The following is a 14,326-nucleotide window of genomic DNA, read 5'->3' on the forward strand; positions in this document are numbered from 1 at the left end:
GGCGCCATCTTCAATTCCCTTACCGAGAGCTGCCACCATGCCCACCCACACCTCCACCATCCTGGTTGTAGAAGACGATGCCATCGTGCGCATGCTGATCGTCGATGTGCTGGAGGAACTGGACTTCAACGTGCTGGAGGCTGACGGCAGCGAACAGGCCCTGGAAACGCTCAAGGACGTCAACCAGCACATCGACCTGATGATGACCGACGTCGGCCTGCCGATCATGGATGGCCGCCAACTGGCCACCGAAGCACGGGTCCTGCGCCCGGCCCTGCCGATCCTGTTTGCCAGCGGCTACGCCGAAACCATTGAAGTCCCGGCGGACATGCATGTGATCGGCAAGCCGTTTTCCATCGATCAATTGCGCGACAAGGTCAAAGGCATCCTCGGCCAGTAAGACCTGCCGTCGCAGGGCGACTTTGCAGCGGGGAGCAAACCCGGCGGGCTATGGTTTAATAGCGCCCCCTCGTTTCTCCCAGCTTCAGGAAGTCCCGTTCATGAGTCACCCCCGCCCCACGTCTGTCCTGGTCATCGGTTATGTCTGGCCGGAACCACGCTCCTCAGCAGCCAGCGGGCATGTCATGCAAATCCTCGAAGCCTTCCTGGCCCAGGGTTGGGACATCACCTTCAGCAGCCCGGCCGGCCCTGGCGAGCACAAGGCCGACCTCACCGAGCTGGGCATCCGCGAAGTGCCGATCGAACTCAACAGCAGCAGTTTCGACACGTTCGTGAGCGAACTGGCGCCGGATATCGTGCTGTTCGACCAGTTCATGATGGAAGAGCAGTTTGGCTGGCGTGTCGAGAAACACTGCCCCGACGCCCTGCGCATCCTCGAAACTTCCGACCTGCAAAGCCTGCGGCACGCGCGGCATGCACGACTCAAGGAACGCCTGAAGGCCAGCGACGACGCCAACGATTTCACCCGCCTGTTCGCCCCGGCCCTGCGCGAAGAATTCGAATTGATGGCCGACACCGACCTGGCCCGACGCGAAATCGCCGCCCTGTATCGCTGCGACCTGAACCTGATGATTTCCCAGGTGGAAATCGACTTGCTGGTCGAGCAGTTCCATCTGCCGCGCAGCCTTCTGCACTGGTGCCCGCTGATGGTCGACGCGCCGAGCGCGCCGCCGAAGCCTTTCGAAGACCGCGCGCATTTCCTGAGCATCGGCAACTTCCGCCACGCGCCGAACTGGGATGCGGTGCTCTGGATGAAAAATACAGTCTGGCCGCTGATCCGCGCCCAACTGCCGACCGCGCAACTGCATGTCTACGGTGCTTACACTCCGCCCAAGGCGACGGCTCTGCACAATGCGGCGCAGGGTTTTCATGTGATGAACTGGGCCGAAGATGCCCTGCAGGTGATGTCCGATGCGCGGATATGCCTGGCGCCCCTGCGCTTCGGCGCGGGCATCAAGGGCAAACTGGTGGACGCGATGCTTTGCGGCACGCCCAGCGTGACCACGCCGGTCGGCGCCGAAGCCATGCACGGCGAGCATGCCTGGCCCGGGGCAATTGCCCACACCGCCGAAGGCATCGCCGAACAGGCCGTGCGGCTCTACAAGGAGCCATCGCACTGGAATGAGGCCCAGGCCCGAGGGCAAACATTGCTGGTGGAGCGTTATCAACGCACGGCACACGCCGCCGCGCTGATCGAGCGGATCAATGATTGCCGGCAGCACCTGACGCAACGGCGACGGGACAATTTCACCGGCAGCATGCTGCGTCACCACACCCTGAAGAGCACGCAATACATGGCGCAGTGGATCGAGGAAAAAAACCGCGCCAGATAAACATCTGCTGCGCCCGCCGTCACGGTGCGCTGGCGCAACGGGCGCGTAAAGAGGCATGATCGTTCGGCGATAACAGCCGAAGCGCCCTGCCATGACTCGAACCGCTCGCGTGACCGACCCCTCCTACGAGTTGATGGATGACCACAACGGGTTGTCCATCATCTACCGCCAGCACGGCTTTCCGTGTCCGCTGGTGCGCTGGCACTTTCACAAGGAATACGAGCTGCACCTGATCGTCGCCAGCTCCGGCAAGGTGTTCATCGGCGACTACATCGGCAACTTCTACCCCGAAACCCTGTTCCTCACCGGCCCCAACCTGCCGCACAACTGGATCAGTCAGGTCGCCGAAGACGAGGTCGTGGAAAAGCGCGACATGCTGGTCAACTTCACCGATGAGCTATTCGAAAGTGGCCATCAGGTGTTCGCCGAACTCAAGAGCCTGGCACCGCTGCTCGAGCGCGCGCAGTATGGCATCGAATTTCGCTGCAAGCGCACCATCCGCCAGGCCATGACCTTGATGCAGCGCATCGCCGATTCCCGGGGCATCACCCGCCTCGGGCATTTTTTCATCCTCATGGAACTGCTCGCGGCCAGCGACGACTATCAATTGCTGTCCGGCGCCACCACCGAACAACTGGCCGACGATCACAACGTCGACCGCACCAACCGCGCGGTGGATTACATCTTTGCCCACTACGCCCGGGAACTGCCGCTGGAAGAAGTCGCCGAACACCTGGGCATGAAACCCACCTACTTCAGTCGCGTGTTCAAACAGGCCACGGGGCGCAACTTCATCGAATTCGTCAATCGGCTGCGCATCAGCAAATCCTGCGAGTTGCTGGCCGATGGCGACAAACCGGTGACCGACGTGTGTTTCGAGTCGGGGTTCAACAACATTTCCAACTTCAACCGGCGCTTTCAGCAGCTCAAGGGCATGACGCCTTCGCATTACCGGCGGCTGGTGGTGCAGCGGTTGACCGAGCAGAACCTCGGCTGAACCAGAAACCTGTACGTATCCGATCCCCTTCCACCGCTGAAAACCCTTTCCCTGCGTTCTTCCAGCAAAACCCCAGTGCAAAAAAGTATCGATCGAAGTGCTAGGGATGATTTGTCTGCCCTGCGATTGAAGGTTGTAATCAGTGCACATTCTTCCTGCCCCGGAAGACACAAAAACAATAACTGTCCTTCTGTCCCCCCTGGGTGCAGAAAAGGAGTGCACGATGCAACCCACTGCAAAAGCTCTGCTTGCCCTCACCTGCATGACCCTCAGCAGCGTCAGCCTTGGCGCCCAGACCCTGACCATCGCCACCGTCAACAACAGCGACATGATCCGCATGCAAAAGCTCTCGAAAGCCTTCGAGACCGAGCATCCGGACATCAAGCTCAATTGGGTGGTGCTGGAAGAAAACGTCCTGCGCCAGCGTCTGACCACCGACATCGCCACCCAGGGCGGCCAGTTCGACGTCCTGACCATCGGCATGTACGAAGCCGCACTGTGGGGAGCCAAGGGCTGGCTGGAGCCGATGAAGGATCTGCCGGCCAGTTATGCGCTCGACGACGTATTCCCGTCGGTGCGCGAGGGCCTGTCGGTCAAGGGATCGCTGTACGCCCTGCCGTTCTATGCCGAAAGCTCGATGACCTATTACCGCACAGACCTGTTCAAGGACGCCGGCCTGACCATGCCCGAGCGTCCGACCTGGGAACAGATCGCCGAGTTCGCCGGCAAACTCAATCACCCGGACAAAGAACAATATGGCATCTGCCTGCGCGGCAAGGCCGGTTGGGGTGAAAACATCGCGTTGATCACCACCATCGCCAATGCCTACGGCGCGCGCTGGTTCGATGAGCAGTGGAAACCGGAATTCAGTAGCCCCGAGTGGAAAAACGCGCTGAACTTCTACGTCGACACCATGAAGAAATCCGGCCCGCCGGGCGCGTCCAGCAACGGCTTCAACGAGAACCTGGCGCTGTTCAACAGTGGCAAGTGCGCGATCTGGGTCGATGCCAGCGTCGCCGGCTCGTTCGTCACCGACAAGTCGCAGAGCAAGGTCGCCGATCACGTCGGCTTCACCTTTGCGCCGCATCAGGTCACGGACAAAGGTTCGGCGTGGCTGTATTCCTGGGCACTGGCGATTCCGACCAGCTCCAAAGCCAAGGACGCCGCCAGGGAGTTCAGCGCCTGGGCCACCTCCAAAGAGTACGGCGCACTGGTCGCCGAGAAGGACGGGATCGCCAACGTACCGCCAGGCACCCGCGCCTCGACCTACAGCGACGCCTACATGAACGCCGCGCCGTTCGCCAAGGTCACGCTGGAATCGCTCAAGGCTGCCGACCCGAGCAAACCGACCCTCAAGCCGGTGCCTTACATCGGCATTCAACTGGTGACCATTCCTGAGTTCCAGGCCGTGGGCACCCAGGTCGGCAAACTGTTCTCGGCGGCGCTGATCGGCCAGACCAGCGTCGACCAGGCCCTGAGCGCCGCGCAACAAACCACCGAACGCGAGATGAAGCGCGCCGGTTACCCCAAGTAACCCACGCAGTCCGCTCCTGCCTCCGGTGGGAGCGGGCTCGCCCGCGAAAGCGTCGTATCAGCCCATACACCCGTCGCTGATGCCGCCTTCGCGAGCAAGCCTGCTCCCACAAAAACGGCTCTTCATTTGTCTGTCGCCAATCGGTTACCGCCATGAATACTTCAACTGCCAAAGCCCACATCGACCTGTCCCGGCCCCAACGCAAAGTCCGCGTGGCCAATCCGGGCTGGTTTCTGGTCAGCCCCTCGGTGGCCCTGTTGCTGCTGTGGATGATCGTGCCGCTGGGCATGACCGTCTACTTCTCGATGATCCGCTACAACCTGCTCTACCCCGGTGAAAACGAGTTCGTCGGGCTGGACAACTTCACCTACTTCCTGACCGACTCCGGCTTCCTGCCCGGAGCCACCAACACCTTGTTGCTGGTGGGCAGCGTGCTGTTGATCAGCGTGGTGTTCGGTGTGCTCATCAGTGCGTTGCTTGAGGCCAGCGAGTTCCTCGGTCGCGGGATCGTAAGGGTGATGCTGATTTCGCCGTTCTTCATCATGCCCACCGTCGGTGCGCTGATCTGGAAAAACCTGATCTTCCATCCGGTGTCGGGAATCCTTGCCTACATCTGGAAGCTGTTCGGCGCGCAACCCGTGGACTGGCTGGCCCATTACCCGCTGCTGTCGATCATCATCATTGTCTCGTGGCAGTGGCTGCCCTTCGCGATCCTGATCCTGATGACCGCCATGCAGTCCCTCGACCAGGAACAGAAAGAAGCCGCCCGCCTCGACGGCGCCGGCCCGATCGCGATCTTCTGGCACCTGACCCTGCCGCATCTGGCGCGGCCAATCGCGGTGGTGGTGATGATCGAGACGATCTTCCTGCTGTCGGTGTTCGCCGAGATTTTCACCACCACCAACGGCGGCCCCGGCTACGCCTCGACCAACCTCGCCTACCTGATCTACAACCAGGCGCTGGTGCAGTTCGACGTCGGCATGGCCTCGGCGGGCGGCCTGATCGCCGTGGTCATCGCCAACATCGCCGCGATCATTCTGGTGCGGATGATCGGCAAAAACCTGACTGACAAAGCCTGAGGCCTGCCATGACTCTTCAACAATCCCGTCGTCTGCAAAGCCTGCTGACCGGCACCCTGGCCTGGGCCATCGCGGTCGTGATTTTCTTCCCGATCTTCTGGATGGTGCTGACCAGCTTCAAGACCGAAATCGACGCCTTCGCCACGCCGCCGCAGTTCATCTTCACGCCGACGCTGGAGAACTACCTGCACATCAACGAGCGCAGCGACTACTTCAGCTTCGCCTGGAACTCGGTGGTGATTTCCTTCAGCGCCACCGCCCTGTGCCTGCTGATCGCGGTGCCGGCGGCCTACTCCATGGCGTTCTACGAAACCCAGCGCACCAAGGGCACGCTGCTGTGGATGCTCTCGACCAAGATGCTGCCGCCGGTGGGCGTGCTGATGCCGATCTACCTGCTGGCCAAGAGTTTCGGCCTGCTCGACACGCGCATCGCGCTGATCGTGATCTACACGCTGATCAATCTGCCGATCGTGGTCTGGATGATTTACACCTACTTCAAGGACATCCCCAAAGACATCCTCGAAGCCGCCCGCCTCGACGGCGCGACCCTGTGGCAGGAAATGCTCCGGGTGCTGCTGCCGATTGCCAAGGGCGGACTGGCTTCGACCGTGCTGCTGTCGCTGATCCTGTGCTGGAACGAGGCCTTCTGGTCGCTGAACCTGACCTCATCGAAAGCCGCCCCACTGACCGCGCTGATCGCCTCGTACTCAAGCCCTGAAGGACTGTTCTGGGCCAAGTTGTCGGCCGTCTCGACCCTGGCTTGCGCGCCGATCCTGATCTTCGGCTGGATCAGCCAGAAACAACTGGTGCGCGGCCTGTCGTTCGGCGCCGTCAAATAAGAATTCGCATGAGGAGCGCCACCATGGCCAACCTGAAAATCAAGAATCTGCAAAAAGGCTTCGAAGGCTTTTCCATCATCAAGGGCATCGACCTTGAAGTGAACGACAAGGAGTTCGTGGTGTTCGTCGGCCCGTCGGGCTGCGGTAAATCCACCCTGCTGCGCCTGATCGCCGGCCTTGAAGAAGTCAGCGGCGGCACCATCGAACTGGACGGCCGCGACATCACCGAAGTCAGCCCGGCCAAGCGCGACCTGGCGATGGTCTTCCAGACCTACGCCCTGTACCCGCACATGACCGTGAAAAAGAACATGTCGTTCGCCCTCGATCTGGCGGGCGTGCCGAAAGCCGAAGTCGAGAAGAAAGTCGGCGAAGCGGCGCGCATCCTCGAACTGGGGCCGATGCTCGAGCGCAAGCCGAAACAGTTGTCCGGCGGCCAGCGTCAGCGTGTGGCCATCGGCCGGGCGATCGTGCGTAATCCGAAAATTTTCCTGTTCGACGAACCGCTGTCCAACCTCGACGCCGCCCTGCGGGTGCAGATGCGCCTGGAGTTGCTGCGCCTGCACAAAGACCTGCAAGCGACCATGATCTACGTGACCCACGACCAGGTCGAAGCGATGACCATGGCCGACAAGGTCGTCGTGCTCAATGGCGGCAAAATCGAGCAGGTCGGCTCGCCGCTGGACCTGTATCACAACCCGGCCAACCTGTTTGTCGCAGGCTTCCTCGGCACACCGAAAATGGGCTTCCTCAAAGGCAAGATCGCCCGCATCGACGGCCAGAGCTGTGAAGTCTCACTGGACGCCGGCACCCGCATCACCCTGCCATTCAACGCCTCGAACCTGAGCGTCGGCAGCGCAGTGACCCTCGGCATCCGCCCGGAACATCTGGAACTGGCGCAACCGGGCGACTGCACCCTGCCAGTCACCGCCGACGTCAGCGAACGCCTGGGCAGCGACACCTTCTGCCACGTCAAGACCAACGCCGGCGAAGCCCTGACCATGCGCGTGCGCGGCGACCTGGCGAGCCGTTACGGCGAGCAATTGAACCTGCACCTGGACACCAGCCATTGCCATCTGTTCGATGCCGAAGGCGTTGCGCTGACCCGCCCGCTGCGTGCTGCGGCCTGATTTTTTCGAGACTTGCCCCATGAAATTGAACAAACAGAACCTCCATCGCCTCGCCGCTGAAGTGCAGCTGCCGGCCTACAGCCTCAGTGACACCCGCCAGGGCATCGCGCACATCGGCGTCGGCGGCTTCCATCGCGCGCATCAGGCGTATTACACCGACGCCCTGATGGACACCGGCGAGGCGCTGGACTGGGCGATCTGCGGTGTCGGCCTGCGCGCCGAAGACCGCCGTGCCCGGGACGATCTCAAGGAACAGGACTACCTGTTCACCCTGTTCGAACTCGGCGACAGCGACGCCACCGAAGTGCGCGTCATCGGCGCCATCCGCGACATGCTGCTGGCCGAAGACAGCGCCCAGGCGCTGATCGACAAACTCGCCGATCCGCAGATCCGCATCGTCTCGCTGACCATCACCGAGGGCGGCTATTGCATCGACGACAGCAACGGCGAATTCATGGCTCACTTGCCACAGATCCAGCACGACCTGGCCCACCCGGATGCGCCGAAAACCGTCTTCGGCTTCCTCTGCGCGGCGCTGGCGAAGCGGCGTGCGGCGGGCATTCCGGCGTTCACGCTGATGTCCTGCGATAACCTGCCGCACAACGGCGCTGTCACCCGCAAGGCTCTGCTGGCATTCGCCACCCTGCGCGATGCCGACCTGCACGACTGGATCGACGCCAACGTCAGCTTCCCCAACGCCATGGTCGACCGCATCACCCCGATGACCAGCACTGCACATCGCCTGCAACTGGCGGACAAGCACGCGGTGGACGACGCCTGGCCGGTGGTCTGCGAGCCGTTCGTGCAGTGGGTGCTGGAAGACAAATTCGTCAACGGTCGCCCGGCCTGGGAAAAGGTCGGCGTACAGTTCACCGACGATGTCTCGCCCTACGAAGAGATGAAAATCAAACTGCTCAACGGCAGTCACCTGGCGCTGACGTATCTGGGGTTTCTCAAGGGTTACCGCTTCGTCCACGAGACCATGAACGACCCGCTGTTCGTGCGTTACATGCGGGCTTACATGGACCTGGACGTGACCCCGCAACTGGCGTCGGTGCCGGGCATCGACCTGACCGAGTACAAGAACACGCTGGTGGCGCGGTTCTCCAATCAGGCGATTGCCGATCAGCTTGAGCGGGTGTGTTCCGATGGTTCGTCGAAGTTTCCCAAGTTCACCATTCCGACGATCAATCGACTGATTGCCGATGGGCGGGAGACCAGACGTGCGGCGTTGGTGGTGGCGGCCTGGGCGCTGTATCTGAAGGGTGTGGATGAGAATGGCGACACTTACTCGATTCCGGATCCTCGGGCGGCGTTCTGTCAGGCGTTGGTGGCGGAGGATGCGCTGATCACTGAACGTTTGCTGGGGGTTGAGGAGATTTTCGGGGTGGCGATACCGCGTTCGAAAGAGTTTGTGGCGGCGTTTGAGTGGTGCCTGACCAGTTTGCGGGAAGAAGGCGTGACTCGGACGCTCGAGCGTATTCTGGCCTGAAAGCCCCTCACCCTGGCCCTCTCCCGGAGGGAGAGGGAACTGACCGAAGTGTTCTCTGGCGCTACACCGACCTGAAAGTCCGGAGTCGAACTTAAAACTTGAAAAGCATCGAGATCTGCTCCCTTTCCCCCTCTCCCTTAGGGAGAGGGTCGGGGTGAGGGGCTCTTGATCTTCACGGAATCAGACAGGTTCACTCATGAACAACCAACAACTCTTCCTGGGCATCGACTGCGGCACCCAGGGCACCAAGGCGATCATTCTCGACGCCGCCAGCGGCCAGATCCTCGGTCTGGGCGCCGCCGAACACACGATGATCAGCGGCGCCAACGGCCGCCGCGAACAGGACACCCACCAGTGGCTGCAAGCCTTCGCCCTCGCCACCCGCCGCGCCTTGCTCGCAGCGAACGTCGATGGCCAGTCGATCCTCGGCATCGGCGTCTCCGGCCAGCAACACGGTCTGGTACTGCTCGATGACCAGGGCCAGGTGCTGCGCCCGGCGAAACTCTGGTGCGACACCGAAACCACGGCGGAAAACGATCGCCTGCTCACCCACCTGGGCGATGAAAGCGGTTCGCTGGATCGCCTCGGCGTGGTCATCGCGCCGGGCTACACCCTGTCCAAACTGCTCTGGACCAAGGAGCAGCACCCCGCCGTGTTCTCTCGGATCGCGCGGATTCTGCTACCCCACGACTACCTCAACTTCTGGCTCACCGGCCGCAGTTGCAGCGAATACGGCGACGCCTCCGGCACTGGTTACTTCAACGTACGCACCCGGCAATGGGATCTGCAACTGCTGCGCGACATCGACCCCAGCGGACGCCTGCAAGCGGCGCTGCCGGAGCTGATCGACGCCCATCAACCGGTGGGCACGATCCTGCCGGCGATTGCCGAGCACCTGGGCCTCAACCGCAATGCCGTGGTTTCCAGCGGGGGCGGCGACAACATGATGGGCGCCATCGGCACCGGCAATATTCAGCCGGGCGCGATCACCATGAGCCTCGGTTCCTCCGGCACGGTGTACGCCTACGCCGAGGCGCCGAAGGTCAGCCCGGATGCTTCAGTCGCGACCTTTTGTTCCTCCAGTGGCGGCTGGCTGCCGCTGATCTGCACCATGAACCTGACCAACGCCACGGGTGCGATCCGCGACCTGTTCAACCTCGATCTCGAACAGTTCAACGCCCTGGTGGCCCAAGCCCCGATCGGGGCCGAAGGCGTGAGCATGCTGCCGTTCCTCAACGGCGAGCGGGTGCCCGCCCTGCCCCATGCCACCGGCAGCCTGCACGGCCTGACCCTCGACAACCTGACTCAGGCCAACCTGTGTCGCGCCGCCGTCGAGGGCACCACCTTCGGTTTGCGTTATGGACTGGATCTGTTGCGCCAGAATGGTTTACAAAGCCGCAGCATTTGCCTGACCGGCGGTGGTTCGAAAAGCGCGGTGTGGCGGCAGATCGTCGCCGACATCATGAACACCCCGGTGATCTGCACCGAACAAAGCGAAGCCGCCGCCCTCGGCGCGGCGATTCAGGCGGCGTGGTGCACGTCATGGTCGAACGGCCACGAAGACACCCTGGCCGACCTGTGCGAGCGCTGCGTGAAGCTCGACCCGAACAGTGAAACCCTGCCGGTTGCCGCCAGTGTCGCGGCGTTCGAGCAGGCCTATGAACGCTATCGACAGCATGTCGCAACCTTATAAAGAGCAAACAACTATGTACCTGGTGTGTGGCGAAGCCCTGTTCGATTTCTTCAGCGAAGACGATGCCAGCGGCCTGGCATCGAAAGTCAATTTCAAGGCGATTGCCGGTGGTTCGCCGTTCAACGTCGCGGTGGGTTTGCGCCGCCTGGGCGTGGACTCGGCGCTGTTCGCCGGGCTGTCCACCGACTACCTCGGCCGACGCCTGCAGAAGGTGCTGCAGGAAGAAGGCGTGCGACCGGACTACCTGCTCGACTTCGCCGCACCGACCACCCTGGCGATGGTCGCGGTGGGCGCCAATGGCTCGCCGCATTACAGCTTCCGGGGCGAAGGTTGCGCCGATCGGCAACTGAGCCTGGCGCATCTGCCAACATTGGGCAGCGACGTGCGCGGCCTGCACATCGGCTCGTACTCGCTGGTGGTGCAGCCGATTGCCGACACCCTGCTCGCGCTGGTCCGGCGTGAAAGCGGCAAACGCCTGATCAGCCTCGACCCGAATGTGCGCCTCAACCCCGAGCCGAACATCGAGCTGTGGCGCGAGCGGATCGCCACGCTGGTGCAACTGGCGGATCTGATCAAGGTCAGCGACGAGGACCTGAGCCTGCTGTACCCCGAGCAGGATCCGCAGCGGGTCATCGAAGGCTGGCTGGAGCATCGTTGTCAGGTGGTGTTCCTGACCCGTGGCGGTGAAGGTGCGACGGTGTTCAGTCGTGCCCATGGTTCGTGGTCGGTGCCGGCCAGTGCGGTGAAGATCGCCGATACCGTCGGCGCGGGCGACACCTTCCAGGCCGCGCTGATTACCTGGCTGACCGAGCACGGACTGGATTCGGTCGAAGGCGTACAGCACCTGAGCCGCGAGCAGATCGACGGCATGCTCAGGTTCGCCGTGCAGGCTGCCGCGCTCACCTGCAGCAAAACAGGTCCGGATTTGCCCTATCGTCACCAATTGACCTGAGCGCGTAGAATGCCGGCCCTTTCTCGCATGACGGAATGACGGCTTTTGAATTCAGGAAGAACGGTTGGACTCTTGATACTGGCGGCGCTATTGAGCGGATGCGGCACTTCACCGCCGCGTTCGCCGGAAAACATCTGCGAGATTTTCCGCGAAAAAAGCGACTGGTATGACGCCGCGCAAGTCACGCAGAAGCGCTGGGGCGTACCGATCCAGGTGCCGTTCGCGATCATGTATCAGGAGTCCGGCTACCGCTACGACGCCAAGACGCCGCGCAAATACCTGCTGTGGGTCATCCCCTGGGGCCGGGTATCGACCGCCTCGGGCTACGCCCAGGCCAAGGATGAGGTCTGGGCCGATTACCAGAAAAGCACCGGCCGACATGGCGCCGACCGCGAAGACTTCGACGATGCCATCGACTTCGTGGGCTGGTACATGGACAAGACCACCTCGATCAACGGCGTCTACAAGTACGACGCCTACCGCCAGTACCTCAACTACCACGAAGGCTGGGGCGGTTATCGCAACAAGACCTACGCCAGCAAAGCGTGGCTGATGACCACCGCCGGCAAGGTGCAGAACCGCTCCAACGTCTACGGCCAGCAATACGCAGGCTGCAAGGACGACCTCAATCGCGGCTGGTGGAGCCGGTTCTGGCATTGGTTGTGATGATGCGTGGGAGGCGGCGGTGCGACGGTTCCCACAAAGGCATGGCGGCACACACAAAACATGTGGGAGCCGGGCTAGCCCGCGAAGGCGCCAAGCGCGGCCACCGCAAAATGACCGGTTACAACACTGAAAAGTTGTAACTCACAATCAACCGGGTCTCATCCACATCCCGGGCGAACTGTTCGTAGTTGGTACGATAAGTCGCATTGCGCAAACGCAGGCTGACGTCCTTGAATGTGCCGGTCTGGATCACGTACTTCAACTCGCTGTCACGTTCCCACTCCCTCCCTTCCTGCTCACTGCCCGGCACCTTGATGTGGTCGCCGTTGACGTAACGGGTGAGGAAGCTCAGGCCATTGATGCCGATCGCCTTGAAGTCATAGTCATAACGCAGCTGCCAGGAACGCTCCTGAGCGGCGGCGAAGTCGTTGACCTGCACATAGTTGACCAGATACGGATTGGAGCCATCGAGGTACGGCATCGAGTTGTCGCCGTTCATCCGCTGCCAGCCGGCGCTGAAGGTGTGGCCGCTGACGCCGTAAGACAACAGGCCGCTCAATGCACGGTTATCGATGGAGCCGGCGCGGGCGTTACCGCTGTCGGCACTTTTCAGCACGCGCAGATCCGCCTTCAATACACCGTCGCCCAACGGCTGATTGGCCAACAGACCCACGAAGTGTTGACGGTAAATGTCTTCCAGCTCCGCGTAGTGATACTGCGCGGTCAGGCGATCGTTGATCTTGTAGTCCAGGCCGTACATGTCGAAATGATCGGCGGTGGTGTTGCAGGCGTAGCGCTTGTTCTTGCAATGCACGCGGATGTCTTGCGAATCCGTGGAGTCCCGCGCGGTGTACTTGTCCAGACGCGCGGCCATGAAGGTCAGGTCCTTGACCTCTTTGGAGGTCAGCATTGCGCCGTTGAACAGGGTTGGCAGCAGTCGGCCGTCGTTGTACTTGAGCAACGGCAGATCCGGCAGCAGCGCACCGTATTTCAACACCGTATCCGAGACTTTCACCTTGGCGGTCAGACCCATTTTCGCGTACTGGCCTTTCGAACCGCGCGGGTTCTCGCCGCTGGACGGCAACAGGCCGCTGTTGCTGCGATCCGGGCTGGAATCGAGTTGGAATCCGAGCATGCCCAACGCATCGATACCGAAGCCGACCGTGCCTTCGGTGTAGCCCGATTGCAGATTGAGAATGAAGCCCTGCGCTGACTCTTCACGCTTGGATGCACCCTGATCATTGGAGGTATGCCCATCACGGAAATCGCGGTTGAAATACACCGTGCGCGATTCGATCTTCGCCGTGGTGTCTTCGAGAAAACCGCTGGCCTGAACCTGTGCGCTGAAACCGGCGCACAGCACCAGGGCACCGAAGCCCAATGACGGACGCGGGGTGATGAGAAGAAATGGGGGACGCATGTAAAACTCCAACCAGACAGCTTCTGCGCGGGGGCGCAATCAGCCGAAAAAATAGCTCCCGTCCCGGATCAGCGATGAACCGGGAGGAAGTGAAAACGCAGGGGCGAACGGCAATGATGGCAGATGGCTTTGACGGGCCAAAGACGACTTTAGTCTGAAACTGACTGGTTGTTCTTGAGTACCCGGCCCGCCGTGACCAGCCGAGCAATGGCGATGCGTCGTGTGAAAGTGCCCGTTTTCATTGGGCGAAACACCCGTCCTAGGGGAATTCCCTACCCGTGGGACGGGAATTGCCTACGGCATTTTCGGGTTGTACGAGGTCGGCTAATCCTGCAACATCCGTCCCCTGCTTATTCAATGGACGGAATTCAAGGCATGCTGGACGCCAATGCTACCCACATCACCCTCACGCTCGAAGGCGCCTCCGCCGACCTGCAAGTCCTGAGCTTCACCGGTCGCGAAGCCCTCAACCAGCCCTTCCGTTTCGACATCGAACTGGTCAGCGCCCGTCCCGACCTTAAACTCGAAGAGCTCCTGCACAAGCCCGGCTGCCTGACCTTCGGCGCCACCGGAGAGGGCAAGATCCATGGTCTGGTGTACCGCATCGAGCAAGGCGATTCCGGCAAGACCCTGACCCGCTACAGCCTCAGTCTGGTGCCGCAACTGGCGTACCTGCGGCACAACCACGATCAGCAGATCTTCCAGCACCTCACCGTGCCGAAAATCATCGCCCA

At 61.6% G+C, this 14,326-nt stretch carries 13 protein-coding genes; 12 read left to right on the forward strand and 1 reads right to left on the reverse strand.

Annotation, left to right across the window (positions count from 1 at the left end; all coding sequences use genetic code 11):
- The first annotated feature begins 37 nt into the window (after positions 1–37).
- From N8H74_RS06645 to N8H74_RS06695, 11 genes are all read left to right on the forward strand, one after another.
- Positions 38–400 carry a response regulator gene (locus N8H74_RS06645; RefSeq protein ID WP_262146685.1) on the forward strand — a complete coding sequence of 121 codons (363 nt, stop codon included), beginning with the start codon at positions 38–40 and terminating at the stop codon, positions 398–400.
- 100 nt (positions 401–500) lie between these two features.
- Entirely contained in the window at positions 501–1,793 is a 1,293-nt protein-coding gene (locus N8H74_RS06650) for a glycosyltransferase family 4 protein (protein ID WP_262146686.1), read from the forward strand.
- A gap of 91 nt (positions 1,794–1,884) precedes the next feature.
- On the forward strand, positions 1,885–2,790 hold the full coding sequence (locus N8H74_RS06655; RefSeq protein ID WP_217831303.1) for an AraC family transcriptional regulator: 906 nt from the start codon (positions 1,885–1,887) through the stop codon (positions 2,788–2,790).
- Between the two features lie 223 nt (positions 2,791–3,013).
- Positions 3,014–4,324, forward strand: coding sequence for a sugar ABC transporter substrate-binding protein (locus tag N8H74_RS06660; RefSeq protein WP_262146687.1), 1,311 nt, complete (start codon positions 3,014–3,016; stop codon positions 4,322–4,324).
- Positions 4,325–4,476: 152 nt separating this feature from the next.
- Positions 4,477–5,403: a sugar ABC transporter permease gene (locus N8H74_RS06665; protein ID WP_217831305.1), complete on the forward strand. Its 927-nt coding sequence runs from the start codon at positions 4,477–4,479 to the stop codon at positions 5,401–5,403.
- An 8-nt stretch (positions 5,404–5,411) separates the two neighbouring features.
- Positions 5,412–6,242, forward strand: a complete 831-nt coding sequence (locus N8H74_RS06670) for a carbohydrate ABC transporter permease (protein WP_217831306.1) — start codon at positions 5,412–5,414, stop codon at positions 6,240–6,242.
- Between the two features lie 23 nt (positions 6,243–6,265).
- Positions 6,266–7,369: a sn-glycerol-3-phosphate ABC transporter ATP-binding protein UgpC gene (gene ugpC, locus N8H74_RS06675; RefSeq protein WP_262146688.1), complete on the forward strand. Its 1,104-nt coding sequence runs from the start codon at positions 6,266–6,268 to the stop codon at positions 7,367–7,369.
- Positions 7,370–7,388: 19 nt separating this feature from the next.
- Complete coding sequence (locus N8H74_RS06680; protein WP_262146689.1) at positions 7,389–8,861, forward strand: mannitol dehydrogenase family protein; 1,473 nt, start codon at positions 7,389–7,391, stop codon at positions 8,859–8,861.
- Between the two features lie 196 nt (positions 8,862–9,057).
- On the forward strand, positions 9,058–10,554 hold the full coding sequence (gene xylB, locus N8H74_RS06685; protein WP_262146690.1) for a xylulokinase: 1,497 nt from the start codon (positions 9,058–9,060) through the stop codon (positions 10,552–10,554).
- A 13-nt stretch (positions 10,555–10,567) separates the two neighbouring features.
- Positions 10,568–11,506 carry a carbohydrate kinase gene (locus N8H74_RS06690; RefSeq protein ID WP_262146691.1) on the forward strand — a complete coding sequence of 313 codons (939 nt, stop codon included), beginning with the start codon at positions 10,568–10,570 and terminating at the stop codon, positions 11,504–11,506.
- 45 nt (positions 11,507–11,551) lie between these two features.
- On the forward strand, positions 11,552–12,172 hold the full coding sequence (locus N8H74_RS06695) for a hypothetical protein (protein WP_262146692.1): 621 nt from the start codon (positions 11,552–11,554) through the stop codon (positions 12,170–12,172).
- Between the two features lie 118 nt (positions 12,173–12,290).
- Here N8H74_RS06695 and N8H74_RS06700 read toward each other — a convergent pair whose 3' ends face one another.
- Entirely contained in the window at positions 12,291–13,592 is a 1,302-nt protein-coding gene (locus N8H74_RS06700; RefSeq protein ID WP_262146693.1) for an OprD family porin, read from the reverse strand.
- A 375-nt stretch (positions 13,593–13,967) separates the two neighbouring features.
- Here N8H74_RS06700 and N8H74_RS06705 point away from each other — a divergent pair.
- Positions 13,968–14,326 (forward strand): contractile injection system protein, VgrG/Pvc8 family (locus N8H74_RS06705; RefSeq protein WP_262146694.1); only part of this gene is annotated, 359 nt, incomplete at its 3' end.

Origin of the sequence: Pseudomonas sp. B2M1-30 (assembly GCF_025447575.1) — a bacterium.
GTDB classification, from domain to species: Bacteria; Pseudomonadota; Gammaproteobacteria; order Pseudomonadales; family Pseudomonadaceae; genus Aquipseudomonas; species Aquipseudomonas botevensis.

Excerpts from the sequence above, each read along its gene's own strand:
- N8H74_RS06645 (WP_262146685.1), top strand. The coding sequence starts at position 38 with ATGCCCACCCACACCTCCACCATCCTGGTTGTAGAAGACGATGCCATC.
- N8H74_RS06650 (WP_262146686.1), top strand. The coding sequence starts at position 501 with ATGAGTCACCCCCGCCCCACGTCTGTCCTGGTCATCGGTTATGTCTGG.
- N8H74_RS06655 (WP_217831303.1), top strand. The coding sequence starts at position 1,885 with ATGACTCGAACCGCTCGCGTGACCGACCCCTCCTACGAGTTGATGGAT.
- N8H74_RS06660 (WP_262146687.1), top strand. The coding sequence starts at position 3,014 with ATGCAACCCACTGCAAAAGCTCTGCTTGCCCTCACCTGCATGACCCTC.
- N8H74_RS06665 (WP_217831305.1), top strand. The coding sequence starts at position 4,477 with ATGAATACTTCAACTGCCAAAGCCCACATCGACCTGTCCCGGCCCCAA.
- N8H74_RS06670 (WP_217831306.1), top strand. The coding sequence starts at position 5,412 with ATGACTCTTCAACAATCCCGTCGTCTGCAAAGCCTGCTGACCGGCACC.
- ugpC (WP_262146688.1), top strand. The coding sequence starts at position 6,266 with ATGGCCAACCTGAAAATCAAGAATCTGCAAAAAGGCTTCGAAGGCTTT.
- N8H74_RS06680 (WP_262146689.1), top strand. The coding sequence starts at position 7,389 with ATGAAATTGAACAAACAGAACCTCCATCGCCTCGCCGCTGAAGTGCAG.
- xylB (WP_262146690.1), top strand. The coding sequence starts at position 9,058 with ATGAACAACCAACAACTCTTCCTGGGCATCGACTGCGGCACCCAGGGC.
- N8H74_RS06690 (WP_262146691.1), top strand. The coding sequence starts at position 10,568 with ATGTACCTGGTGTGTGGCGAAGCCCTGTTCGATTTCTTCAGCGAAGAC.
- N8H74_RS06700 (WP_262146693.1), bottom strand. The coding sequence starts at position 13,592 with ATGCGTCCCCCATTTCTTCTCATCACCCCGCGTCCGTCATTGGGCTTC.